The sequence below is a fragment of the Gluconobacter sp. P1D12_c genome (genome assembly GCF_018812105.1).
Lineage (GTDB): Bacteria > Pseudomonadota > Alphaproteobacteria > Acetobacterales > Acetobacteraceae > Gluconobacter > Gluconobacter oxydans_A.
Window position 1 is genome coordinate 136,682 of record NZ_JACSIQ010000001.1, and the last position, 24,136, is coordinate 160,817.

Sequence of the window (24,136 nt, forward strand, 5' to 3'; positions counted from 1 at the left end):
AAGCCTGAAAGATCGAACCAATTTTCCCCGAACCACCTCTCTCTGCCCCGATCATGACGCGAATCCGCGAACACGGTCTTCGTGTAGTGGGAGACGTGCACGGTGATCTCAACGCTTTTCGTCACGCGACAGCGACGGAGCGTTTTATCATTCAGCTTGGGGATCTGGTGGATCATGGGCCGGACAGCGCAGGTGTGATGGAGCTCATGCTCGACCTGCTTGAAACCCAGCGGGGCCTCTTCATTCTCGGCAATCACGATCGGAAGCTCGGTCGTGCCCTGGAAGGGCGTCGTCTGCGGCGAGACCCACCGCTTGAAGAAACGCTGCGCCAATTCGCGCTTCCCGAGTACGAAGGACTTCAACAGCGCACTTATGACGCCATTGCGGCAGCCCCGACATGGCTTCAGCTCGGCCGCGCGCTGTTCGTACACGGCGGCTTCCATACAGCGATGCTCTCAGAACCCGCAGTCCCGGGTCTGGGCGAAATGTCCGCGCCCCTGTCCCGCGCTCTTTTTGGCGAAACCACCGGCCGCATGCAGCCGGACGGATATCCCGAACGCCGCCTGACCTGGATCAACCGCATTCCGGACGGAATGACGGTCTATGTCGGCCATGACCGCCGCTCGACTGACGGACGCCCCTGGCGCCGGACAGGGCGTCTTGGCGGCACGGCTGTCTTCACGGATCTGGGCGCAGGAAAAGGCGGCCACCTTGCATGGATCGATATCAATGACTTCTGACAGCTCTTCCGCCCTCGCAGAACTTGAGCGCCTGCGTGCCAGCATCGACAATATCGACGCCGCCCTGATTCATATGCTGGCAGAGCGGTTCCGCTGCACCAAGGCCGTTGGCGAACTCAAGGCGCGTTCCAGCCTGCCAGCCGCAGACCCTAATCGGGAAGCCCGGCAAATCGAACGCCTGCGCCAGTTGGCACGAGACGCACATCTGGACCCTGATTTTGCTGAAAAATTTCTCGCATTTGTCATTCGTGAGGTCATTCGCCATCACGAGGCCATCGCTGCCCAAGCCAACGGTACCCACTGAATGACCGACCGCCTGCTCCTCATCCTTCGGCATGCTGAAGCGGGTCCGCACCTTTATTCAGGATCGGGTGATATTGAGCGGCCACTGACACCAATGGGCCATCAACAGGCGGCCAGAATTGGTGCCCAGCTTGCAAAGCTGGGGTTACCAGGGCCTGTTCACGTGCTTTGCAGCCCTGCACGCCGAACACGGGAAACGGCAGAGGGCGTGCTCTCTCCTCTTCCAGCCGCGGCTGTTCCACAGCTTGAGAGCAACCTCTATGGGGCTGGCCTCGACACGCTTTATGGCTTCATTCACGCCACACCAGAAGATATCCGGACGCTACTCCTGATCGGGCACAATCCGGCCATAGGAACACTGGCTCACGACCTTGCCGGGCCAGCTCTCCAGAGTGATACTTTTGCGGCTCTGAGACATGGTTACGCGCCTGCAACCTTAACCGTTTTTCAGACACAGGAAGACTGGATGAATATCCGGCCTTCCACTGTCAAAGCCAGTCAGGTTCTTATCCCTTGACTGGCGTACCAGCCTCGCTCAGGCGCAAAGAAGGCTGATGCGTTTTTCAGTGGTCTGAGGCTTTACATAGGGGCCAGCCTCAAGAATTTCGATTTCCAGAACACCGGCGTCAGTGGCCGAACGCGCCCCGAGTTCGAGAAGAGCATTGCCATTCGTCCAACGAATTCCTGACGGATCTGCTGGATACCATCCCTCAGCATCTGCGGGCTGGCGCGCCATAAGTTCTTGCATTCCATCTCCATCCCAAAGACGGATCGTGCGCGTCAGAACGCCGAGCATCCGGCGGTCATCCAGATAGGGACCAACCGAATCACACAGCCGAGACGCGCGTGACACCAAACGAACCGTGCGCGTACCCGTCGGAAGTGAAAAGAGGAGCCTTCCTCCGACCTGACGCATAGGAGCAATACGCTGCCCTAAACGTGTTTCAAGATGGAGGTTATGTACACTCGTGGTCTCAGGTTCAGACGCCACATTCAGGCCAAGCTGTTCAGAGCGCTGAGCCAAACGAGCATGAACAGGCTCTACGACTGCCCGATCCGTCACCAGTGGTGCAGAAGCGTCATGCTCCCAGCTTTTTACAACAGTCGAGAAGTGAGCAATGCTTCCTGGCTGAGCAAAGCTGTTGCGATTTCCTGTGTCGAGATAGCTCTCTGTCGTCAGACCGTTCGCCACAATCACATCATGGCTGGCTGTCTCGACATGGTAGTAATCATAGGACGTGATGTCTGTTGCGTAGGTAATGCTGCTGCCATTCACGAGCATACGCACTGGAATGAAAACACCATTGAGATAAAGGCAATGCTCTGGCGTCAACAGCAGATCCGTATGAGGAACGCGCTTAGACACGGCCCCTTTGCAGATGCGGACCGGATAGCCAGCTTCATCCAGATGCGGCCCTTTACGAACCTGTGCTTTCTTGCGTCCTACCCAATTCAGACGTTCAACCTGCTCGGTGCCGTCCCGGATGACCACAACTTCGTCCCCGGCACGCAGGTCTTCAACAGCGACCTCACCAGTCGGTGTCTGGATAAGGCTCCCTCCAAGAAAGCAGACCGGACCTAGCTCAGCGATTGTTGAACCGTCATCATCTTTCGTCAGGGTCACACCATTGCTGCTGTAATCGCCCTGCATCCGCGTGGAATAAACGACATTTCCACCAGAAGTGACGTTCAGATAATAAGCGCCCCCACTACTCACAAAGGTCGCTGTTTCCCCGTCCGAATAGCTGAGCCCATCAAGGTCAATCCGCCCGCCTGACGACAGGATCGTCTCGGTCAGGATGCCCCCGCTTTGGAGCGTCAGGACAGCACCCGACGAAATAACAGTCGTATCTGCAACCGCTCCGGATGCAACGTAGAACGAGGCTCCACTGCGAACTTCAGCATGATCAACAATCGAGCCAGACAGAGCCGAAAGGGCAGCGCCGGGATTCAGCTGTGTATGGGTCAACTGACCGCCCGAAGACGTAACCTGCATTCCCCCGCTGCTGACGGCTACATTGTAGGCATGACCGCCGTTCGTAACAGCCTGAAGCCCCCCGGACAAAACAGTCGCGTTGTAGGAGGTACCCGCGGACCCGACGGTCAGGGTTCCACCATTGCTGATGGTCAGAAAACGATCTTCTCCTTCGTTAGAAACAGCACCACCGCTCACAATGGTTACCCTTTGAATAGAGCCACCATTTTCAACGGTCAGAATATTACCCTCTCCGCTGACGCTACCCCCGGAGACTGCCTGACCTGAAGAAACTATCTGAGACATGAAGATCCTGTTTTGACGGGAAAGGAAATCGCAGATTTTCTAAACATGACGATGTGAAGAGCGCGGGTTGTAGCGGAAACGCATTCAAAAACACAATTTTATTAACAAAAACTTTAAGACGCGCAGTTTCACGGCTGTTTTTAGGTTTTTCCGCTTTTTTTGAGGCCATCGACGGCCTGACAGGTAGTGTCTCTGGACAGGGAAAACCCCTACACCCTAGACTTTAATCCTTTCCGTCCCTCTGCCAGACAGGCGCCTGTTCCATGCACGATCCAAAGTCCGAAACTGCTACCCTTCATGCTGGCGGCGCTTCCATGCAGGCGCCCCTCCTGAAAGGCACCATGGGGCCGGACGTCGCAGACCTGCGTGGAATCCAACAGAATCTGGGTATTTTTTCCTTTGATCCGGGCCTGACGGGAACGGCAACCTGCACCAGCAAGATCACATTCATTGATGGCGATGCAGGAACACTTCTTCATCGGGGCTATCCCATTGAAGACCTCGCCCTGAATGCAAGCTTCACGGAAACGGCCTACCTGCTGCTTTACGGAGAACTGCCGACCACCCCGCAATATCAGGCTTTTCAGGCCGACATGAACACCCACCGGCTGCTCAATGAGCAGATCCGCAATTTCTTCAACGGTTTCCGCCGCGATGCCCATCCGATGGCTATTCTGTGCGGGACTGTTGGTGCGCTGTCCGCTTTTTATCATGATGGTCTGGATATTTCTCAGGCAGAAGACCGGGATCTCTCTGCCCGCAGGCTCATTGCCAAAGTGCCGACCATTGCAGCCTGGGCTTACAAATATTCCATCGGAGAGCCTTTCATCTATCCAGATGAAGAGATGTCGTTCTCCGAGAATTTTCTGCATATGCTTTTTGCCCGCCCGGGCAATCACTACCGGGTCAATCCGGTTCTGGCGCGCGCCATGGACCGTATCCTGCTTCTGCACGCCGATCATGAGCAGAACGCATCAACCACGACGGTTCGACTTGTTGGTTCTACCGGCGCGAACCCTTACGCCTGCATCTCTGCAGGCATTGCCGCACTCTGGGGACCGGCTCATGGGGGAGCCAACGAAGCAGCATTGAACATGCTTCAGTCTATCGGAACACGTGAGGGCATCCCTGCTTTCCTGGAGCAGGTTAAAGATAAAAATTCCAGCGTTCGTCTGATGGGCTTTGGCCATCGCGTCTACAAGAATTTTGATCCTCGCGCGAAAATCCTACAGGCGACGTGCCATGAAGTAATTTCCGAGCTTGGCCTGGAGCGCGATCCGCTGCTCGACCTGGCCAAGGAACTGGAAAGAGTGGCCACAGAAGACGATTATTTCGTCAGCCGTAAGCTCTATCCGAATGTGGATTTCTACTCAGGTCTGATCCTGAAAGCTCTCGGGATTCCGACAAGCATGTTCACTGTTCTGTTCGCGGTTGCACGGACAGCGGGCTGGGTCAGCCAATGGAAAGAAATGATTGAAGATCCGGCCGGGCGGATTACGCGCCCTCGCCAGCTTTATGTAGGGGAAACAAAGCGGGAGTTTGTTTCCATGAGTGACCGGGGCTGAAAGGCCCCTGTCACATGGGCCGGATTAGCAATCGCAGCCCGGAGTCTGGCCATCAGCCTTGCGGACAACATGATGGTCGATCCATTCCGCAACAAGGCGACGTGCTTCCGTAATGGAAGATTCAGGATGATGGATGCGGTAGAGCGTCGTGCATGCAGCAAAGGCTTGCATGTCCGGCTGACCGACCTCACGCAGTTCCTGATAGGCTGTGACAACGGCACGTTCGCATTTCCGGCCGATCCGGCTGGTTTCGATGCTCACTTTTGATCCTGCTTCAGAAGAGGAAAAACGGTCTTACTCCTTAGGGGGCAAGGCCTGACTGCGCAAGCATAGATTGGGTCTCCCTATAACAGCAACAAGTGCGTACGAATTTGGCACTACCCTTTGCGTCTTGTGGCCGGTAAACCACAGAAAACGACGTCAGTGGAGAGCAGCATGACACAACATGGAGAGAGCCCGATCGCGGGTCGCACCCAGTGGGACCGGGACGCAGCCCTGACCACCGCCCGCATCCTTCTGGAAATCAAGGCCGTCAACTTCCGCCCGGAAGAGCCTTACACCCTGACGTCAGGCTGGAAGTCCCCGGTCTATATCGACTGCCGCAAGATCATCTTCTTCCCCCGCGCCCGGACCAAGATCATGGAACTGGCTGTCGAGAAGATTGGCCGCCACATCGGCTATGAAAGCATCGATGCGGTTGTCGGCGGCGAGACGGCAGGTATTCCGTTCGCTGCGTGGATCGCAGACCGCATGATGACGCCGATGGCGTATGTCCGCAAAAAGCCGAAGGGCTTTGGCCGCAATGCGCAGATCGAAGGCGATGTGCCCGATGGCATGCGCACCCTGCTGGTCGAAGACCTGACAACGGACGGCGCATCCAAGATCCGATTCGCCAACGCCCTGCGCGATGCAGGCGCCATCGTGAACCACACCTTCGTCGTGTTTTTCTATGGTGTCTTCCCCGGCGCCCACAAAACGCTGGCAGACATGGATATCTCCCTGCACGCGCTGTGCACCTGGTGGGACGTTCTGGAAGCCTGCGCAGGCGGCGATTATTTCTCTGAAAAGGACAGTGCCGAGGTTCGTCGCTTCCTTGAAGATCCCTGTGGCTGGTCCCGCAAGCACGGCGGTGTTGGCAGCGCCGAAGAAGCGCTGGCGCTCAAGGCCAAAGCAGAAGGCTGACGCCCGTGGGCTCTCCTGCCCTTTTGTCCCGATGCCTTGTTTTTGACTCGGGCATCGGAGGGATGGGTGTCGTTCAGGCTCTGCGCGACATCCTCCCCGCCCTCACGATCGACTATCTGGCTGACACCGCGCTGTTTCCATATGGGGAACAACCTGATGACCGCCTGACCGGCCGCATTGTCAGCCTGCTCGAAGCAGCCTGCCGTGAGGTTCAGCCAGACGTTCTGGTGATTGCCTGCAACACGGCGAGCACTATCGCCCTGCCAGCGCTCCGGGAACGTCTCTCCATCCCCGTTGTCGGATGCGTCCCCCCTATCCGCTGGGCTGGACGTGTTTCCACAACACGGACCGTTGGCCTGCTGTCCACGTCCGCAACAGCTCGGCGCCCCTATGTACTGGAACTGCATCGAGAGTTTGCCTCGGATTGTCGTCTCATCACCCATGGTGCGCGCGGGCTGGCTGATCTGGCCGAACGCGCCTTTCTGGGCGATACCATTCCGGATGCAGACGTCGAACGCGAACTGACCTGCCTGTTCGAACAGCCTCATGGCGAGGATATCGATACCGTCGGGCTTGGTTGCACGCATTACACGTTTCTGATGCCAGCGTTGCAACGCCTTGCACGCCCCAATCTGAACTGGCTTGACCCGGCTCCGGCCGTCGCCCGTCAGGTGCGGACTGTGCTTGAGACACTCGCCCCCATCGCAACAGACAACGTCGCAGCACCGCCCCGACTTTTCATGACAAGCGCACCGTTCAATGCGCCACGCCTGGAAGCCGCCGTAAGCCGTTTAGGTTTTTCGGAATGGTCTCTTTTCAGCCCGCTCGCACTGACGGCCTGAGAGCAAAGTCTACGCCAGCCCTGAGCGGACTGACGCAGAACAGGGTTTTTTAGCGCGCCCGGTTCACCGTGAACTGAACAGTCTCAATCAGAAGGCGACGCAGTTCGCTGTCCGGGAAAATGGACAGGGCTTCAACAGCCGCATCTGCATAGACCTGCGCCCGGGCGATCGTCGTATTGATTGCACCGGTTTTCGCAATCAGGTTTAGAGCGTGAGGCAGATCTTCGTCAGTCTGCTCGCCTTCCCCGATAACGCGCTCCCAAAACACACGCTCTTCCGGTGAGCCGGCCTCATAGGCGGCCAAGACTGGCAGAGTGATCTTGCCTTCCCGCATGTCATCGCCAACGGTCTTGCCCAGAACCTGCTGGTCCGCGGCATAATCGAGAGCATCATCGACAAGCTGGAACGCCATACCAAGATTGGTGCCAAACTGCTCCAGAGCATCCTCTTCGGCATCCGGACGCTCAGCGACGACAGCGCCAACACGACAGGCCGCCGCGAACAGTGCGGCCGTCTTGCCGTGAATGACTTCGAGATACCGCTCAACAGGCGTCGTGAGATCGTTCTGCACAACCATCTGAAGGACTTCGCCTTCAGCAATCGTTGCAGACGCATCTGACAGGATCGCCATGACCTTCAGGGAGCCGTCTGCCGTCATAAGCTGGAACGAACGGGCGAACAGGAAGTCCCCCACCAGAACGGACGCCTTGTTGCCGAACACGGCATTGGCTGAAGCCAGACCACGACGCAGCGTGCTCTCGTCCACGACATCATCATGCAGCAGGGTTGCGGTGTGAATGAACTCCACGCAGGCTGCGAGCCCGACATGACGCTGATGGTCAGGGCCCGGCTGATAACCACACAGCCGTGCTGAAGCGAGCGTCAGAAGGGGACGAAGGCGCTTGCCGCCAGCAGCCACCAGGTGAGCGCCAAGCTGCGGGATCAGGGGGACAGGGCTCTCCATCCGCGCGATAATGGCGCGGTTGCAAGCCAGCATGTCCTCTTCGAGATAGGCTGACAGCGCTGACAGTGCGCTTTCGCCACCTGTACCCTGAACCACAGCTTTATCAACGGTCACGGCAGCATCCGGTGCGGCAGAATCCAAGGGTCTTTACTCCAGTTCCTGCACACTATCCCAGGACTGCCCAGGACCGTGCAGGCACGATATGATGTGGCGTATCCCTGCTCGTTCTTCCTGTCTGGAAAAGCGACCAGGCCATATTAACGCCGGACGACAGGTTGGAATGACCATATGAGCGGCAGCAGGAAGGTGGTCAACCCATTGCAGCCCCCTAAGGCCCATCTGAAGAGCACTTCCCTCCTTTCTGAAAACGAAAGGGACGGAACATTGCTCAACGGACGACTCCACTACCGACAATTTCGAAAGGGCTATCGTACGGGGCTTGAGCCCGTCCTGATGGCGGCAGCGGTCCCTGCACGAGGCGGAGAGACCATTCTGGAAGCAGGATGTGGTGCAGGCGCAGGATTGCTATGCCTTGCAGCACGTGTTGCTGGCGTGAGCGGCATTGGGCTGGAGGCCGATGCGGACACAGTAAAACTGGCGGCTCACAATTTCCTGAACAACCCGTTTTCAGACTCGCGAACATCACTTTCCGCTCTTCAGGCCGTACTCCCGACGATCCCATCATCTTTGCGAGCTCTGGCTCCGACAGCCAATGGTCGCTTCCATCACGTGATGGCCAATCCTCCTTGGCACAGCGCACATGGTACGCCCTCCCCCGACGAACGACGGCGGCTGGCCCTCAGCGCAGAAGACACCGACCCACAAGCGTGGATCCGCAGCCTCACCCGCTGGGTTCTGCCCGGTGGAACACTGACGTTCATCATATCCGCAGCGATCACGGACAGAGCCTGCCAGACGCTTTTGGAAAACGGGTGCGGTTCACTCCAGCTCTACCCCTTCTGGCCCAAACAGGGACGGGAAGCGAAACTGGTGCTGATCCAGGCCATCCACGGCGGCAAAGGCATCTTTCGCCTGCGTCCGGGACTGGTTCTGCATGAAGAGGATGGCCGCTTTACCGATGCGGCCGAACGGGTTCTGCGACGGGGAGAGAGCCTGCCCGAAAGCTGACTCTTTCCTATCCGCAGATTATTCGAAGACGCTGCCTTCGAAGGCTTCTTCCCAGGTGCCGGACGTAGAGGCACGGGAGTATTCCGTAGAGCGGTTTTCGAAGAAGTTGGCATGCTCAACAGCGTTCAGCATGTCATCAATCCACGGAAGCGGATTTTCTTCCTCACCATAAACCGGATCAAGACCAAGCTGCGTCAGACGACGATCCGCAATGAAGCGGATGTAACGCTTGACGTCTTCCGAGGACATTCCTTCAACCGGGCCCATTTCAAAGGCCAGATCAATAAACGCGTCTTCGTGCTCAACGGTCGTGCGGCAGATTTCCTTCAGTTCTTCACGGAAATCTTCCGTCCACAGTTCCGGATTCTCACGAATGAACGTCCGGAACAGACGGATCATGGACAGGCAGTGCAGCGTTTCATCACGCACGGACCAAGAGACAATCTGCCCCATACCCTTGAGCTTGTTGAAGCGCGGGAAGTTCAGCAGGATCGCGAACGATGCGAAAAGCTGAAGCCCTTCCATGAAGGCGCCGAATGCCGCCATGGTCTTCGCGATCTCACGCTTGTTGTCGATGTTAAACGACTGCATGAAATCGTATTTGTCCTTCATCTCCTTGTACTTCAGGAAGGCCGAATACTCTGTTTCTGGCATCCCGATGGTGTCGAGAAGATGAGAATAGGCCGCAATGTGGATCGTCTCGATGTTCGAGAACGACGACAGCATCATCAGCACTTCAGTCGGCTTGAAGACCTGGCTGTAATATTTCATGTACGCGGAATTCACTTCCACGTCCGCCTGCGTGAAGAAGCGGAAGATCTGCGTCACGAGATGCTGCTCGGCTTCCGTCAACGTACGGTGCCAATCCTTCACGTCATCAGCCAGCGGCACTTCTTCCGGGAGCCAGTGAACGCGCTGCTGGGTTAGCCAGGCATCATAGGCCCACGGGTAGCGAAACGGTTTGTACACCGGGTTCGCAGTCATCAGGTCATAATGCTGCTCGGTCGCTGGCGTTTCGCCAGCATTCGGGGTCGTGTTGCTCATGACCTTACCTTCCTCAAAGACACGTTCTTCCTGTGGTCGCGTTTCATCCGATCCGGACGAGACAGACACGTGAAAATTCGTGTTTTTCAATACCTTAGTCCGACTGAAGACCATCGCAGGGGCGCAGCGACGCACAACCCAGGTCATCCAGAATCATTCTGAAGCAGATCATAACGTCCGACGCTGCATCAGTCGACAATCCATTCGCTTGTGGGACGAAAACACGGGGGTTATGCAATCAACACAACCCTCCACCTGGAGCTTCCATGCCCCCGAAAATGCGTCGCTTCTGGCCTTGCTCTCACCTTCTCGCGCTGATCCTCCTGCCAATCTGCATCTACCTGCCGGAATGGCTCGGATTACGCTCCAGCGACCCAATGATGACGACATCACTGATGGTGCAGAACTCCGCCAGTGCCGCGAAGGGACTGATACCGGGACATCCAGGCTGGATCGACGGTTGCGCAGGCGTTTTCGTAGAAGCCCTCGGCCGACTTGTGGCGCACGACTGGGTGCATGGTGTCATTCCCTGGTGGAATCCCTACAGCGGTGTCGGCATGCCTTTGGCGGGCGAATACCAGCCTGCCGCATTTTTTCTACCATTCGTGCTGTTTCTGGGGCTGCCGAATGGTCTTTTGATGATGAAGTGCACTCTGCAAATCATCGCGGGTCTGTCGACATATGCTTTTTTAAAACAGCTGCGCCTCGATCCGCGTGCCGCGCTGATGGGGGGCCTGCTCTACGCTTTCAACGGCACCTATGCATGGGCTTCGGACGGCCCGTCTGAACCCCTCGCCTTTCTGCCCCTCGCTCTCTATGGCGTAGAACGCGCCCGAACCGGGAATTGGGGCTGGCTTGCTCTGAGCCTGACCTATCTCCTGTTGGCAGGCTTTCCCGAAACTGCCTTTCTTTTAGGACTGATCGCGCTGGGGCTTGCCGTTCTGCGCTTTTTCCAGACTACTCCTGACAGCAGATCCCGCTTTGCCCTTCACATCTGCCTTGGGGGCCTCACGGCAGGTTTGATTGCCGCCCCGCAACTCCTCGCCTTTCTGACATTCCTACCCCATGCTGACATCGGTGTTCACGGCGGCATCAATGATGAGACCTTGCCGCATCAGGCATGGTCGATGCTGCTATTCCCCTACATCAACGGCCCCATATTCTACGGCTCCGAATTGGATGCATGGTATGCCCTAGGAGGCTATTGCGGGCTTACTCTTCCGTTTCTGGCTTTATGCGCCATCGGGGGCAAGAATGAGCGAGGGCTGCGCTTCCTGCTGCTCGGCATTTTCCTTGCTGTAGTGGGGAAACAGGCCGGCGTTCCGGGGCTCACTCAACTCGTCGATTTGGTGCCAGGACTTGGGCACACCGTATTCTTTCGCCTTTGCGAACCCATGGTGGAAAGCTGTCTGATCTTTCTTGCAGCCTTCGCCCTGGATGACATGTTCCGTGGTGTGTGGCACCGCAGAGCAATCATCCTGTCTGCTTGTGTGATGAGCGCCCTGATTGTCACGACTTATGGTCTGGATCATCAGTGCCTGACTAAACTTCGTTCAATTTCCGAAGGACCAGTTTCCTCCCACATTTATGCGGTGGCATCTCTAATTTTTGGCAGCCTTTGCTTGGCTGTTGTGGTTTTTCTTGCAGTGAGCAGGAAACATCCGAAAATTATTGGAACGGTTCTCTTTTGTGAGACCCTTTTATTATTCGGAATTCCTCTTCTAAGCGCCTATCCGGAACAACCCCATCCAGACCAACGCCTTATTACGGCACTACAGGGTGAAACCGGCCTACAGCGCTTCGTGACCATTGGCCCGATTGAGCCGAATTATGGCGCTTATCTGCGGATCGCCTCTATCAATCACAACGCCATTCCCACGCCGAAAGCATGGATCGAGCGCCTGAAACAGGACTTCGGCTCAAAAGTTGACGCCGTAACCTTTAATGGCTCCTATCCTTTTGCTGAAAACGGGGATGCCTTTCTGGAAGCCTCTTTAGCCCGGCATCCTGATCTATTTTCCAAACTTGGCGTGTCAGCCCTGCTGGTTCCTCCGGGTCATGGCATGCCAAGCATCGCGCCCTATCCTCTAGAAAACCGCCAGCCAAACGGCTTTCCTCTGACGCCAAACGCCCCAGAAGTCACAATCAATATTTCATCATGGGAAAAGCCGGTCAGCCGCCTCGCAACGCTGCAATTGGGCACTTACGCTGGAAACTCGAATGGAATTCTAATCCTGTCCATTTGTTCCGACACGCAATGCGCAACGGGTCAGACACGGCTGAAAGAGGCAACAGACAACGGTCTGACGTCGATCGAACTGGATAGAATCATTCCCGCCGATGCCCACACCCTGACATTAAGCCTCAAAGAGGCCACCACAGACGTTATGATCTGGTCCACCGTGAAGGATCATGTGGCTTGGCCGCGCATCCGCTTTGAGACAGAGGCTGTACGCGAAGCCATGATGCCCGTCCTACACACGGGAACCGGAGATCTCATCCGACTGAAGAACACTGCCCCCTATTTTGAGACTGAAGCAGCCTGCACCCTTACTCTGAAAGACCGGGAGACGCTTGCCACAAACTGCCCGGCGCCGACTTATCTGATCCGTCGCGAGGTGATGCTGCCGGGATGGACGGCCGAGGTGAATGGCACTTTCATCGCCCCGGAAGTGTGGGACGGATTATTTGAACGTATCCCGCTTCCTGCAGGGCCAACCCGGATCCACTTTCATTATGCACCTCCCGGCGCAACATTCGGATGGATCGCTACAGCACTGGGGCTCGTCCTGCTTTGGCTGGGTTTCCGTCGTGTTAGAGCGCCTGACACGCCCTGAGAACATAAAAAAACCCAGCTCCCCAAACGAGGAGCCGGGCTTTCCAAACCGATAGTCCCAACCTGCCTTACTGACAGGCGAGGCACTCGTCGTAATCGCCACTGCTCATTTTGCCACGCGGAGCAGCCTGCAGGGTAGCTTCGTACTTCTCGTCGTCCAGAATGTCGCTCTTCACGGCCAGCGTAGAGACCGCATCGGCACGCTGCACCGACAGGGAACGGCAGTAATACAGAGACTTCAGGCCTTTCTTCCAGGCCTGGAAGTGGATCTGATGCAGGTCGCGCTTATGCACATCCGCCGGCAAGAAAAGGTTGACCGACTGTGCCTGACAGATGAACGGCGCACGGTCTGCCGCATGTTCAACAACCCAACGCTGATCCAGTTCAAAGGCCGTCTTGAAGACGTCTTTCTCATCCTGCGTCAGGAAGTCCAGATGCTGAACGGAGCCTTTGCTCAGGGTGATGTCAGACCACACCTTGTCCGTGTTCTGGCCGCGCTCTTCAAGGATCGTGGTCAGATGACGGTTACGGACCGAGAAGGAACCAGACAGGGTCTTCTGAAGGAAGACGTTGGCACTGATCGGCTCGATGCCGGGGCTGGCATTACCCGTAATGATGGAAATGGACGCCGTCGGAGCAATCGCCAGCTTGTGCGAGAAACGCTCCATGAAGCCGTATTCTTCGGCATCCGGGCACGGACCACGCAGTTCTGCCAGTTTCTTTGAAGCCGCATCGGCCTGAGCGCGGATATGCTGGAAGATCTTTTTGTTCCAGACCTTCGCCATCACGCTTTCGAACGGGATCATCCGGGCCTGAAGGAAGGAATGGTATCCCATCACGCCAAGACCGACAGAGCGTTCCCGTGCAGCGGCGTACTTGGCACGCGCCATGTCATCCGGGGCACGGTCAATGAAATCCTGCAGAACGTTATCGAGGAACAGCATGACGTCCTCGATGAACTGCGGATCATCCTTCCACTCGTCCCAGGTTTCCAGGTTCAGGGAAGACAGGCAGCAGACAGCCGTCCGGTTCTTGCCGTGATGGTCGATACCGGTTGGCAGCGTGATCTCTGCGCAGAGATTGGAGGTCTTGACCTCAAGACCGGCCAGCTTGTGATGCTCGGGGCGGGCGCGGTTCACATGATCCGAGTAGATGACGTACGGCTCGCCCTGCTCCATACGGGCCGTCAGGATGCGGATCCACAGCCCACGAGCAGACACCTTGCGGATGATGCTGTGATCCTTCGGGGACAGCAGCGGCCATTCCTCGTCCGCCTCAACAGCGCGCATGAAGGCGTCTGTGATCAGAACGCCATGATGCAGGTTCAGGGCCTTACGGTTTGGGTCACCACCCGTTGGGCGGCGCATTTCCGTGAATTCTTCGATTTCAGGATGCCAGACCGGCAGATACACAGCCGCAGACCCACGACGCAGGGATCCCTGCGAGATAGCCAGTGTCAGGCTGTCCATCACGCGGATGAACGGAATGACGCCGGACGTCTTGCCGTTACGGCCGATGTTCTCGCCGATTGAGCGCAGATTGCCCCAGTAGGACCCGATGCCGCCGCCTTTGGATGCCAGCCAGACGTTTTCGTTCCAGAGGCCGACGATGCCTTCCAGACTATCTTCGGCTTCGTTCAGGAAGCAGGAAATCGGCAGACCGCGGGACGTTCCACCGTTAGATAGAATCGGTGTGGCAGGCATGAACCAGTGGCGCGAAATGTAATCATAAATACGCTGGGCATGGCCCTGATCCGCCCCGTAATAGGACGCAACACGCGCAAACAGATCCTGATAATGCTCGCCCGGCAAAAGGTAGCGGTTGTTCAGAGTCGCCTTGCCAAAATCCGTCAGAAGCGAATCACGTGAACGATCCACACGGACGGCATGATGACCCGGAAGCTGTACGACATCATCGAACATGTCTGGCGTTTCTTCCCCCTCCCCGACGGCTTGCTCGCCAACAGGGTGGTCAACAGGCGGAAGCACGTCATGCGGGCGGTCGGCCGTATGTGGCGTGTCCATCGTCACGTCATGAAGTGTCATTGCGCTCTGCTCCGGCAGTCTGATTTTTTCGATTTGATATCCTTCCAATTCCACACCCGTGCCCGTCACTGCAAGCGAACTCTTCTCTTGCAAATTGGAACAAGCTGTGAATTTGGAGTCATCCATATCTAGGGGCATAAACGATCCACACCCCTATATATTGGGGCAATCGCAGAAAACCGCCATAGGTTCCCATTCATCCCCAATGGGCTTTTCCTGAGTGGCATCACAACCACACCACCCGGTTTTTTCACGGCAACGTTTCCTGTCTGGTCACGTTGGAGACAGCATCCCCAAACACGCGGAGAGCGTCTCATGACTATCAACAAGAAAGCTTCGGCCCACTGGAGCGGCACCATCAAGGAAGGCAAGGGCACCATCTCGACGCAGAGCGGCGCCCTTCAGGACCAGCCTTATGGTTTCAATACGCGATTCGAAGACAAGCCCGGCACGAACCCGGAAGAACTGCTCGGCGCGGCCCACGCCAGCTGCTTCACAATGGCGCTATCTCTGATCCTTGGTGATGCTGGTTTTACAGCCGACTCCCTCGATACGGAGTCGACAATTTCCCTGGATAAGGTTGGTGATGGCTTTGCCGTCACGAAGGCCCATCTGACGCTTCGTGGCACGGTGCCGAACGCGACTGAAGCCGACTTCCTGGATGCTGCCAACAAGGCGAAGATTGGCTGCCCGATGTCCAAGGTTCTCAATACGGAGATCACCCTGGACGCCAAGCTCACCAGCTAAAGCCTTGATGGCTGGGATCAGTTGTCCCAGCCGCACTGCGCATGATTGCGCAGCAGATGGTCTGCCAGAACACAGGCCATCATTGCTTCCGCCACAGGCACGGCACGGATACCGATACACGGATCGTGTCGTCCTTTGGTGCGAACCTCCACCGAATCCCCTGCACTGTTAATGCTCGGCACGGGCGTCAGGATCGAACTGGTTGGCTTGATGGCAAAGCGGGCCACGATCGGTTGCCCCGTGGAGATGCCTCCCAGGATGCCGCCTGCATGGTTCGATGCGAACTGCGGTCCGGGCGCAATCGGGTCGGCGTTCTGCTCACCGCGAAGAGCCGCGACGGCGAAACCATCGCCAATCTCAACGCCCTTCACGCCATTGATGCCCATCAGAGCACCAGCAAGGTCTGCGTCCAGCTTGCCATAGACCGGCGCACCAAGACCGGGGGGCAAACCTTCTGCAACAACTTCAACAGTGGCCCCGATGGATGAGCCATCCTTGCGAATGGAGTCGAGCAGCTCTTCCCAAGGACCGACGCTCGCAGCGTCCGGGCACCAGAGCGGGTTTCGTTCCACTTCGTCCCAGTCCCAGCGGGCCGGATCAATGGTCTGACCACCAATGCCTGTCAGGGCTGCGCGAATCTTCACGCCTTCTCCGACTAACGTTTTCAGCAGCACACGTGCAACAGCACCGGCCGCAACACGCATGGCTGTTTCACGCGCGGACGAGCGACCACCACCACGGTAATCACGGATGCCATATTTCAGATCATAGGCAATGTCAGCATGGCCCGGGCGATAGCTCTGGGCAATCTCACCATAATCTTTCGACCGCTGATCGGTGTTTTCGATCATGAGCGAAATAGGCGTGCCGGTCGTCTGGCCTTCAAACACCCCCGACAGTATCCGGACCTGATCCGGTTCCCGACGCTGGGTCGTGAAGCGGGACTGCCCCGGCCGACGGCGATCAAGCCAGGGCTGGATGTCCGCTTCGGACAGCTTCAGGCGAGGTGGACAGCCATCTACGACACAGCCAATGGCCGGCCCGTGGCTTTCACCCCAGGTGGTGACGCGAAAGAGTTGCCCGAAGCTGTTGTCTGACATGTCAGTCCCCGGAGCTGACAGCTGCAATGTCCGGAGCTGCCGGGTTCTTCATGCCAACCGTATGGTAGCCACAATCCACATGGTGGATTTCGCCCGTCACGCCGCTGGAGAGGTCGGAGAGCAGGTACATGCCCGAACCACCAACGTCCTTCAGGGTCACGTTACGCTCCATCGGGGCGTTGAGCTGGTTCCAGCGCAGGATATAGCGGAAGTCGCTGATGCCGTTGGCTGCCAGCGTCATGATCGGGCCTGCGGAAATACCGTTCACGCGGATATCGTCACGGCCGAGATCAGCGGCCATGTAACGCACGGAGGCTTCTAGAGCCGCCTTGGCAACACCCATGACGTTGTAGTGCGGCATAACCCGCTCTGCACCGAGATAGGTCATGCTCAGGAACGAACCACCAGCATTCATCATGGCAGACGCGCGACGGGCGACGGACACGAAGGAATAGCAGGAAATGTCCATGGCCTGCAGAAAGGCATCCCGCGGCGTGTCGATGTAACGGCCGCGCAGGTACTGCTTGTCAGCAAAAGCGATGGCGTGAAGCACGAAGTCGATCTTGCCCCACACCTTTTCGATTTCATCGAACGTCGCATCGATCGCGGCATCGTCGCTGACATCACACGGCAGAACCAGATCAGAGCCAACGCTTTCCGCGAGGGGACGCACGCGCTTGCCAAGAGCTTCACCCTGATAGGTGAAAGCGAGTTCCGCGCCCTGTGCAGCACAGGCACTCGCGATGGCCCAAGCAATAGAATGCTTGTTGGCAACGCCCATGATGACACCGCGCTTACCCTTCATGAGGGTGCCGGTCACGGGAGCCGGAATGTTGTCTTCTGTTTCAGACATTGAAGGTTTCCTGAATCGCGTTGGCGTGTTAGCGCCGTGGTCGCACAAGAGATGCCAGCAAACAAGAGTAACACGACACTCAATGCCTCTTGGACGGCAGTTTCCAGCCGTAGTGTGGATTTCAGGCCCATGAGGCAGGTCAAGGCAACTGCTCCTGCTTCCTCTATATAGTGCCTCTGACGCCATAATTCGGAGCCGGAACCTGACAGGGTCTGTTCCGGGACCCGGACGGAGCCGCTATGGTTCTCACATCGCCCTTTCGGGCTGTCCCCGCTGCTTCAGGAGACTTCCATGCCCTCTCTGCCCCTCATCGAGCTGACTTCTGATCCATTTGCCCTGTTTGCAGCCTGGATGTCAGACGCGGAAGCGTCTGAGTCTAATGATCCCAATGCCATGGCTGTTGCAACATCCACGCCAGATGGCCGCCCTTCCGTTCGCATGCTTTTGCTCAAGGGCGCGGACGAGCGCGGGTTTGTCTTCTATACCAACGTGGAGAGCCGCAAGGGTGGCGATCTGCTGGCCAATCCGCATGTCGCTCTGCTGTTCCACTGGAAGTCCCTGCGTCGGCAGATCCGGATCGAAGGACCGGTTACGCAGGTCAGTGACGAGGAAGCAGATGCTTATTTCGCCAGCCGGTCGCCCATGTCCCGGCTGGGGGCCATTGCATCTGACCAGTCGCGTCCTCTGAATGAACGCAGCACCTTTGAAGAGCGCCTGAAGGCCGCAGAAGAAAAATATGGCAATGGCCCTATTCCGCGCCCGAACAACTGGACAGGTTTCCGCGTTGCTCCAGACGCCATAGAGTTCTGGCAGGACCGGCCTTTCCGCCTCCATGACCGAGCATTATGGACTCGTGATGGATCTGAATGGAACGTCACGCGTCTTTATCCGTAAAGATAGAGAACACCCTTTTCCCAAGGTGGGGAGCCTTACGCTATGCTTATCGAAATCAAGAACATCCTTCTCCCCCTCACCGGGGCCGACGATCTGGATTCAGTCATGTCGGTGGCCCTGGATTTTGCCCGTCGTTTTGATGCACACCTGTCTGCTGTCGTTGTCGGATCAGATCCGACCGAAGTTGCCACACTCGCTGGCGAAGGCATTTCTGCCGGAATGGTGACGGAAATGATTGATGCGGCGGCCACGGAAGCTCACCGCCGCGCCATCAGGATCCGACACAGCTTCGATAGCTTCGTGCATAATAACGGACTTCGCCGCGTCGAAGCCTCCAAGATCGGCATGTCCATTGGCGGCGGTGTCAGTGCCAGCCTCGAAGTGCTGGATGGCACGGAACATGATGCTCTGACATGGCGCTCACGTCTGGCAGACATGACGCTCGTGCCCAATCTCATTTCAGCCACTGACCCGCGCGCATCAGAAACACTGCATGCCATTCTTTTTGACAGCGGGCGCCCTCTGGTCATTGCTCCGCCAATTGCTCCGAAAACAGTAGGCAGCCGCATTGCCATTGCCTGGAACGGAACGCCCGAGTCTTCGCTTGCACTCCGCTGCATCCTGCCATGGGCGCATACCGCGGAAGGCGTTCAGGTTTTGACATGCCAAGAATATCAGCGTCGCGGCCCTACGGGCGACGATGTTGTCCGTTATCTGCGTCTGCATGGCATTTCCGCTACGACACGCGCCTGCGACCCCATCAATAAAGATGTCGGTGCTGGCCTGTTGAAGGGGGCTGAAGATTTTGGCGCCGATATGCTGAGCATGGGGGCCTACTCCCACTCCCGTCTTCGCCAGATGATTCTGGGGGGCGTGACCCGTCATATTCTTGAGAACATGAAACTCACGGTTCTCATGAGTCGCTAATCATGCGTCCTTTTCGGGAGTTCTGCGTTGAAACAGTCATCTGACGTCACACCCAGAACCCCGGAAGGACACATTATGATCTCCCGACTTGCTGGCCCAGCTTTTTGCCTGAGTGCTCTAATCGCCATGCCCGTGCATGCCATGGATGTACCTCAAGCGCCGGATATTTCAGCTTTTACACTTCAGGAACCTGCCAACCGCCTGAGCCTGCATCTCGTCTCTTCCGCCACATTGGGTTCTGGTTACAACACAGCCTTCTATTCACGCGACCAACAAGCAGGCGCCCTGACGCTGACGACTGACGGTCTCCAGCCAAAAATCCGCAGCAAGGTCGCCCCGGAAACACTGCTGCGCGAAAATACCGCCTGGTATTTCCAGCAGACGAACTCTGACATGAAGGCAGCGCTGCACATTGATCGCCTTCCTCGAAACGGAAAAGTCGTCATTGGCCGTCTGGCAAGCACCCAGCACCCAGTGGCAGAACTGAGTGTTCAGGGTGACCGTATTCTTGCTGTGGTAGACAATGGCACATCCAAGCAGAACGTCGTTGTCGGGACGGTCTATCCCCATCAGACCGTTCGCTACGAAATTCACACGTCTCCGAATGGTTTAATGCGTATCATCGTCAATGGGACGGAAAATCACTTCTCTCTGCCCTCGGCCGCAATAGCACAGGGTGTCTGGTTTGAAGCGGTTGCCGGGGAACAGGGCTGGCATATGCCGTCTCATGAGGATATGGCCCGTGTGACCTTCACGGGACTTCAGGTTCATCACGAAGCTGCCTGACAGGCTGTCACAAAGTTTTGCGAGCGCCACCTGACCATGCTACCCGACTGCTCATGATATCGCCCGCTCGCATGATCCATGTCTGGTTAGGTGCCTGCCTTCGCTCCACACACTGGGATGTCGGAGGGACCATACAGTCCAGAGCGCTGCTGACACAGGCTGATGAGGGAGTCGTCGTAGCCTTCTGGCACCGCTCCCTGACACTGGCGCCCGCGCTCTGGTTCTGGGCCCGCAAAATTGAACCGAGAATAAAACTGCGGGTCCTGATTTCGCGGAATGCCGACGGTCGCCTGATCGCGGACGCCGTCCGCCCATGGGATATCATCGCCATCCATGGCTCTACATCCCGCAAGGGAAAGGACAAAGGTGGCGCCGCTGCCCTGAGAAGCGCCCTACATGAATTAAAGCAGGGCGCATTCATCGCCATCACACCGGACGGTCCCCGAGGCCCTGCGGAGAAGGTTCAGCCAGGGATACTGGCACTTTCGCGAATTTCCAGACGCCCCATCGTCCCTTTGGGTTTGGCATGTAACAGCATTCGCCTGCCCTCGTGGGATGGTCTTGCCCTCCCCCTTCCGTTCGGACGAGGGTCCCTCGTGGTGGGTGAGCCACTTCTTGAACCCGATACAGAAACGCTCCGCCTTGCTCTTAACACGGTCGCTCGCCAGGCGGAGGACCACGTCCAGAACCAGAACCTATCTGTAATGGACCGCTTCTGGGGAGCAATTGGTACTCTTCTGGCACCTACTCTAACAATTATGCTGCGCGTCCGCCTGAAACGGGGCCGGGAATTGCCAGACCGTCTGCATGAAAGAATGGGGCTGGGAGGCGGTCAGCGCCCAAAAGGCGCCCTGCTCTGGATTCACGCAGCAAGCGTAGGTGAAACCCTATGCGCCCGACCGTTACTTGATGATCTGCTTGAAAAGCAGCCGGATTTAAATGTCCTGTTTACCACAGCCACTGTGACAGGCGCAGAAATTGTCAGTCGCCACCCGGAATTCGGACGCCGCGTCCTTCATCGTTTTATTCCTCACGATGTGCCACGGTGGTTTGGCCGATTTCTCAAGCGCTGGCAGCCGGACGGTGTTGTCTTTGTAGAAAGTGAGCTCTGGCCCGGGATCATTGCAGCCTGCTACCGCAAAGCTATTCCCGTCATGCTGGTCAACGGTCGCCTCTCGGATCGCTCGGCTCGCCGGTGGAAAAAAGCCGCCAACCTGACTGGACGCATGTTTTCTCGCCTCTCCTGGGTTGCAGCCCGAGGCCCGGAAGACGCGGCACACTTCCGCTCGTTAGGCACAAAAGCCGTTTATGAAGATGGAGACCTCAAACAGGACGCTCCTCCTCTGTCATGCGTCTTCGCTGAATTGGAACGACTTCAGGACGTGATTGGAAATCGCCCGGTTTTCGTCGCGGCTTCGACTCATCCTGGTGAGGAGGAACTGGTTCTGGCAGCAGCAGCGCTTGCCAGAGAAAAACAACCTGACCTTCTGACGATCCTCATCCCCCGGCATCCAAAACGCGGCGAGGAACTGGCTTCGCGCTTTGATCTGCCCCGGCGATCCGTTGGGCAGAAGCCGAACAACAAGACTCATGGCTGGATTGCCGACACATTGGGGGAACTGGGCCTGTTCTACAGACTCGCGAATTGCTGCTTCCTGGGCAACTCTCTCGCGGGGAAAGGCGGTGGCCATAATCCTTTCGAGCCACTTCGCCTGGGCATTCCAACGGCAACCGGCCCTCTTATGGAAAACTGGCGGGAAGCGGTTAGCCTGCTGCACGATTATCTTCACATCGTTAAGGATATCGATAGTCTGAGCCACTGGATCACTGGACCTCATGTCACGCCTTCACCCGCAGTGCTTCAGCGCTCCGTGGTGTCCAGACTAAGCCCCCGCATTCTGGAGACACTTGAACGATGAGACTACGGGCTCCGCGATTCTGGTCCATCCCGAGGGTAGGCCCTGCGGCATTCATGCTACGCCCTTTGGCAGGAATCGCGACCCGTTTGACCCGTCGCCGCATGACCCGCAAAGGCTACCGAGCCGTAGTCCCTGTACTATGCTGCGGTAACGTGACTGCTGGGGGCACAGGAAAAACACCCCTGACACTGGATCTGGTCCAAAGACTAAAAGATCGTGGACATTCTCCGCATATTCTCAGCCGCGGTCATGGGGGCAGAGAGAAAGGTCCGCTGGAGGTCAATCCGGGGCGTTCGAGCGCCCGCGATGTTGGCGATGAGCCTCTTCTTCTGGCAAAAGCCGCGCCAACATGGGTCGGAGCAGACCGTGCCCAGACCGCGAGACTGGCGGTTGGTCAAGGCGCTGACTGTCTTGTAATGGATGACGGTTTCCAGAACCCTGGCCTTCACAAGGACCTCTCGGTGTTGGTTGTGGATGGCGTCGTAGGGTTTGGCAATGGACAGGTTATGCCCGCCGGTCCTCTGCGTGAACCGGTGCTGGATGCTCTAAAGCGTGCACAGTGTGTGGTCATCATCGGGGAAGACCGCCAAGGCCTGCTGCTCACCCTTCCACCGTTTCTCTTCAAAGCTCAGGCCAGACTGGTTCCCGGCCCTGAAATCCGCGGTCTGCAAGGCCGGAGAGTCGTCGCTTTCGCGGGGATCGGCCGCCCCGATAAATTCTTCACCATGCTGCAGGACGCAGGCGTCTCCCCTGTTCGCTGCCTTCCCTTTCCGGATCATCATGCCTACTCGGCCAATGACATCCAGCGCCTTGAAACGCTGCGTCGGGAATCCGGAACCACGCTCGTGACCACAGCCAAGGATGCGGTCAAACTTCCCCCCGCTTTCCGGGCGCAGGTCACCGTCATCAACGTTGAGCTTCTTTGGGCGGACCCAAAAGCGCCGGACCATATTCTGGATCTTCTGTTCCCTCACTCATGACTTCAATTCCACATCGGGCGGAAGCCCTGCTTGTGCGCGTCCTGCTGGGCTGGCTGCGCATTCTCCCCCCTGCGGCCGCGTCCACACTGGGTGGCTCCGTCGCGCGCCATATCGGACCTCTTATTCCCGTTTCCAGAGTGGCCGACCGAAACCTGCAACTGACCATGCCACAACTGACCAGGGAAGAGCGGCGCGGCATCGTCAAAGACTGCTGGGAAAACCTGGGGCGCACCGTGGCGGAGTTTCCGCATGTGGGCCGATTGAAACAGAACACGCCGACCGGCCCAGGATGGCGTGTTGAAGGATCAGAATATCTGGAAGCCGCTCGCGCAACGGGGCGCCCGATCATTTTCTTTTCCGGCCATATTGGCAACTGGGAACTTATGCCCCCGGTCGTCGCACGATTCGGGATGCCCTTTGCTTCCTTCTATCGGGCAGCCAGCAATCCGATTGTAGATTCCATCATCCATGCCCTGCGCCGCCGAGCTATGCGCATGGATGTTCCGATGTTCCCCAAAGGAGCACGTGGAGCACGCTCTGCGCTGAAGCACCTGTCTCACGGCGGGCATTTAGGCGTGCTTGGCGATCAGAAAATGAATGATGGCATCGAGGCCCGTCTTTTCGGTCGTCCCGCCATGACAGCCTCTGCAACTGCCGTGTTTGCTCTGCGGCATAAAGCCTTGATTGTAACCGGACATGTGCGCCGCGAAGGGCCTGCCAGACTGGTACTCGTTGTGGATCCCCCCATTGATCCACAACCTACCGAGAATCGTCAGGCAGATGTCCTGAAGCTGACACAGCAACTCAACGACCGTCTTCAGGAGTGGATAAAGCAGGAGCCCGGCTCATGGCTCTGGCTTCACCGGAGATGGGACAAGGCGCTGTATCGGAATATGACAACAACATGTTGAGCCATGCAATTTTTGCATGGCAGATTTGTCACAGTGGGGAAAGTTTATGTCGCGGAAAGGGGTTTTGGCGTCATTTTAGATTGTGAAAG

22 protein-coding genes are annotated in these 24,136 nt (G+C 57.3%); 15 read left to right on the forward strand and 7 right to left on the reverse strand.

The genetic code is table 11. The annotated features are described in order from the left end of the window. Positions 1–53: 53 nt before the first annotated feature. The 3 genes from KP705_RS00600 to KP705_RS00610 are packed head-to-tail and all read left to right on the forward strand — an operon-like array spanning position 54 to position 1,560. Entirely contained in the window at positions 54–740 is a 687-nt protein-coding gene (locus KP705_RS00600) for a metallophosphoesterase (protein ID WP_046899576.1), read from the forward strand. After that, positions 730–1,044, forward strand: coding sequence for a chorismate mutase (locus tag KP705_RS00605; RefSeq protein ID WP_046899577.1), 315 nt, complete (start codon positions 730–732; stop codon positions 1,042–1,044). The genes KP705_RS00600 and KP705_RS00605 overlap by 11 nt, the downstream gene beginning before the upstream one ends. Then, entirely contained in the window at positions 1,045–1,560 is a 516-nt protein-coding gene (locus KP705_RS00610; RefSeq protein WP_046899578.1) for a histidine phosphatase family protein, read from the forward strand. Positions 1,561–1,578: 18 nt separating this feature from the next. Here the strand turns inward: KP705_RS00610 and KP705_RS00615 are convergent, their stop codons facing one another. Beyond that, the gene (locus KP705_RS00615) at positions 1,579–3,324 is read right to left on the reverse strand and encodes a Hint domain-containing protein (protein WP_252348153.1); all 1,746 of its coding nucleotides are present in this window, start codon (positions 3,322–3,324) and stop codon (positions 1,579–1,581) included. 263 nt (positions 3,325–3,587) lie between these two features. Here KP705_RS00615 and KP705_RS00620 point away from each other — a divergent pair, with 263 nt between their 5' ends. Next, a complete protein-coding gene (locus tag KP705_RS00620; RefSeq protein ID WP_046899579.1) occupies positions 3,588–4,889 on the forward strand; it encodes a citrate synthase in 1,302 nt (433 codons plus the stop codon). 24 nt (positions 4,890–4,913) lie between these two features. Here KP705_RS00620 and KP705_RS00625 read toward each other — a convergent pair whose 3' ends face one another. Continuing rightward, positions 4,914–5,150 (reverse strand): hypothetical protein, encoded by a 237-nt coding sequence (locus KP705_RS00625; RefSeq protein WP_046899580.1) that lies wholly within the window; start codon positions 5,148–5,150, stop codon positions 4,914–4,916. A gap of 174 nt (positions 5,151–5,324) precedes the next feature. Here KP705_RS00625 and KP705_RS00630 point away from each other — a divergent pair, with 174 nt between their 5' ends. Both KP705_RS00630 and murI read left to right on the forward strand, forming a co-directional pair. Continuing rightward, positions 5,325–6,071, forward strand: coding sequence for an orotate phosphoribosyltransferase (locus KP705_RS00630; RefSeq protein ID WP_016737749.1), 747 nt, complete (start codon positions 5,325–5,327; stop codon positions 6,069–6,071). A gap of 5 nt (positions 6,072–6,076) precedes the next feature. Continuing rightward, a complete protein-coding gene (gene murI, locus KP705_RS00635) occupies positions 6,077–6,913 on the forward strand; it encodes a glutamate racemase (protein ID WP_080951380.1) in 837 nt (278 codons plus the stop codon). A gap of 49 nt (positions 6,914–6,962) precedes the next feature. Here murI and KP705_RS00640 read toward each other — a convergent pair whose 3' ends face one another. Next, positions 6,963–8,018, reverse strand: a complete 1,056-nt coding sequence (locus KP705_RS00640) for a polyprenyl synthetase family protein (protein ID WP_046899581.1) — start codon at positions 8,016–8,018, stop codon at positions 6,963–6,965. Between the two features lie 312 nt (positions 8,019–8,330). Between KP705_RS00640 and KP705_RS00645 the strand changes: the two genes are divergently transcribed. Then, on the forward strand, positions 8,331–9,005 hold the full coding sequence (locus tag KP705_RS00645) for a tRNA1(Val) (adenine(37)-N6)-methyltransferase (RefSeq protein ID WP_252348154.1): 675 nt from the start codon (positions 8,331–8,333) through the stop codon (positions 9,003–9,005). An 18-nt stretch (positions 9,006–9,023) separates the two neighbouring features. On the opposite strand, the gene KP705_RS00650 is transcribed toward KP705_RS00645, so the two are convergent. Then, complete coding sequence (locus KP705_RS00650) at positions 9,024–10,049, reverse strand: ribonucleotide-diphosphate reductase subunit beta (RefSeq protein ID WP_046899852.1); 1,026 nt, start codon at positions 10,047–10,049, stop codon at positions 9,024–9,026. A 266-nt stretch (positions 10,050–10,315) separates the two neighbouring features. Between KP705_RS00650 and KP705_RS00655 the strand changes: the two genes are divergently transcribed. After that, positions 10,316–12,886, forward strand: a complete 2,571-nt coding sequence (locus KP705_RS00655) for a YfhO family protein (RefSeq protein WP_215763824.1) — start codon at positions 10,316–10,318, stop codon at positions 12,884–12,886. 67 nt (positions 12,887–12,953) lie between these two features. Here KP705_RS00655 and KP705_RS00660 read toward each other — a convergent pair whose 3' ends face one another. Then, positions 12,954–14,807 carry a ribonucleoside-diphosphate reductase subunit alpha gene (locus tag KP705_RS00660; protein ID WP_235271710.1) on the reverse strand — a complete coding sequence of 618 codons (1,854 nt, stop codon included), beginning with the start codon at positions 14,805–14,807 and terminating at the stop codon, positions 12,954–12,956. Positions 14,808–15,245: 438 nt separating this feature from the next. Between KP705_RS00660 and KP705_RS00665 the strand changes: the two genes are divergently transcribed. Continuing rightward, positions 15,246–15,677: an OsmC family protein gene (locus tag KP705_RS00665; RefSeq protein ID WP_046899582.1), complete on the forward strand. Its 432-nt coding sequence runs from the start codon at positions 15,246–15,248 to the stop codon at positions 15,675–15,677. A 17-nt stretch (positions 15,678–15,694) separates the two neighbouring features. On the opposite strand, the gene aroC is transcribed toward KP705_RS00665, so the two are convergent. Then, on the reverse strand, positions 15,695–16,777 hold the full coding sequence (gene aroC / locus KP705_RS00670; RefSeq protein WP_046899583.1) for a chorismate synthase: 1,083 nt from the start codon (positions 16,775–16,777) through the stop codon (positions 15,695–15,697). 1 nt (position 16,778) lies between these two features. Next, the gene (gene fabI, locus KP705_RS00675; RefSeq protein ID WP_015074825.1) at positions 16,779–17,630 is read right to left on the reverse strand and encodes an enoyl-ACP reductase FabI; all 852 of its coding nucleotides are present in this window, start codon (positions 17,628–17,630) and stop codon (positions 16,779–16,781) included. Positions 17,631–17,921: 291 nt separating this feature from the next. On the opposite strand from fabI, the gene pdxH reads away from it, so the two are divergent. From pdxH to KP705_RS00705, 6 genes are all read left to right on the forward strand, one after another. Continuing rightward, positions 17,922–18,524, forward strand: a complete 603-nt coding sequence (pdxH, locus tag KP705_RS00680; RefSeq protein ID WP_215763825.1) for a pyridoxamine 5'-phosphate oxidase — start codon at positions 17,922–17,924, stop codon at positions 18,522–18,524. Between the two features lie 42 nt (positions 18,525–18,566). Beyond that, the gene (locus KP705_RS00685; protein WP_046899585.1) at positions 18,567–19,451 is read left to right on the forward strand and encodes a universal stress protein; all 885 of its coding nucleotides are present in this window, start codon (positions 18,567–18,569) and stop codon (positions 19,449–19,451) included. Between the two features lie 75 nt (positions 19,452–19,526). Continuing rightward, a complete protein-coding gene (locus KP705_RS00690) occupies positions 19,527–20,237 on the forward strand; it encodes a polysaccharide lyase family 7 protein (protein ID WP_215763826.1) in 711 nt (236 codons plus the stop codon). 71 nt (positions 20,238–20,308) lie between these two features. Next, positions 20,309–22,156, forward strand: a complete 1,848-nt coding sequence (locus KP705_RS00695; protein ID WP_252348155.1) for a glycosyltransferase N-terminal domain-containing protein — start codon at positions 20,309–20,311, stop codon at positions 22,154–22,156. Next, entirely contained in the window at positions 22,153–23,136 is a 984-nt protein-coding gene (gene lpxK, locus KP705_RS00700) for a tetraacyldisaccharide 4'-kinase (protein WP_215763828.1), read from the forward strand. The genes KP705_RS00695 and lpxK overlap by 4 nt, the downstream gene beginning before the upstream one ends. Beyond that, complete coding sequence (locus tag KP705_RS00705) at positions 23,133–24,047, forward strand: lysophospholipid acyltransferase family protein (protein WP_215763829.1); 915 nt, start codon at positions 23,133–23,135, stop codon at positions 24,045–24,047. The genes lpxK and KP705_RS00705 overlap by 4 nt, the downstream gene beginning before the upstream one ends. The last annotated feature ends 89 nt before the right edge of the window (positions 24,048–24,136 follow it).

What these genes read in the sequence shown, in the direction of transcription:
- KP705_RS00600 (WP_046899576.1), top strand. Translation starts at nt 54, where the DNA reads ATGACGCGAATCCGCGAACACGGTCTTCGTGTAGTGGGAGACGTGCAC.
- KP705_RS00605 (WP_046899577.1), top strand. Translation starts at nt 730, where the DNA reads ATGACTTCTGACAGCTCTTCCGCCCTCGCAGAACTTGAGCGCCTGCGT.
- KP705_RS00610 (WP_046899578.1), top strand. Translation starts at nt 1,045, where the DNA reads ATGACCGACCGCCTGCTCCTCATCCTTCGGCATGCTGAAGCGGGTCCG.
- KP705_RS00615 (WP_252348153.1), bottom strand. Translation starts at nt 3,324, where the DNA reads ATGTCTCAGATAGTTTCTTCAGGTCAGGCAGTCTCCGGGGGTAGCGTC.
- KP705_RS00620 (WP_046899579.1), top strand. Translation starts at nt 3,588, where the DNA reads ATGCACGATCCAAAGTCCGAAACTGCTACCCTTCATGCTGGCGGCGCT.
- KP705_RS00630 (WP_016737749.1), top strand. Translation starts at nt 5,325, where the DNA reads ATGACACAACATGGAGAGAGCCCGATCGCGGGTCGCACCCAGTGGGAC.
- KP705_RS00645 (WP_252348154.1), top strand. Translation starts at nt 8,331, where the DNA reads ATGGCGGCAGCGGTCCCTGCACGAGGCGGAGAGACCATTCTGGAAGCA.
- KP705_RS00650 (WP_046899852.1), bottom strand. Translation starts at nt 10,049, where the DNA reads ATGAGCAACACGACCCCGAATGCTGGCGAAACGCCAGCGACCGAGCAG.
- KP705_RS00655 (WP_215763824.1), top strand. Translation starts at nt 10,316, where the DNA reads ATGCCCCCGAAAATGCGTCGCTTCTGGCCTTGCTCTCACCTTCTCGCG.
- KP705_RS00660 (WP_235271710.1), bottom strand. Translation starts at nt 14,807, where the DNA reads ATGTTCGATGATGTCGTACAGCTTCCGGGTCATCATGCCGTCCGTGTG.
- KP705_RS00665 (WP_046899582.1), top strand. Translation starts at nt 15,246, where the DNA reads ATGACTATCAACAAGAAAGCTTCGGCCCACTGGAGCGGCACCATCAAG.
- aroC (WP_046899583.1), bottom strand. Translation starts at nt 16,777, where the DNA reads ATGTCAGACAACAGCTTCGGGCAACTCTTTCGCGTCACCACCTGGGGT.
- fabI (WP_015074825.1), bottom strand. Translation starts at nt 17,630, where the DNA reads ATGTCTGAAACAGAAGACAACATTCCGGCTCCCGTGACCGGCACCCTC.
- pdxH (WP_215763825.1), top strand. Translation starts at nt 17,922, where the DNA reads ATGCCCTCTCTGCCCCTCATCGAGCTGACTTCTGATCCATTTGCCCTG.
- KP705_RS00685 (WP_046899585.1), top strand. Translation starts at nt 18,567, where the DNA reads ATGCTTATCGAAATCAAGAACATCCTTCTCCCCCTCACCGGGGCCGAC.
- KP705_RS00690 (WP_215763826.1), top strand. Translation starts at nt 19,527, where the DNA reads ATGATCTCCCGACTTGCTGGCCCAGCTTTTTGCCTGAGTGCTCTAATC.
- KP705_RS00695 (WP_252348155.1), top strand. Translation starts at nt 20,309, where the DNA reads ATGATCCATGTCTGGTTAGGTGCCTGCCTTCGCTCCACACACTGGGAT.
- lpxK (WP_215763828.1), top strand. Translation starts at nt 22,153, where the DNA reads ATGAGACTACGGGCTCCGCGATTCTGGTCCATCCCGAGGGTAGGCCCT.
- KP705_RS00705 (WP_215763829.1), top strand. Translation starts at nt 23,133, where the DNA reads ATGACTTCAATTCCACATCGGGCGGAAGCCCTGCTTGTGCGCGTCCTG.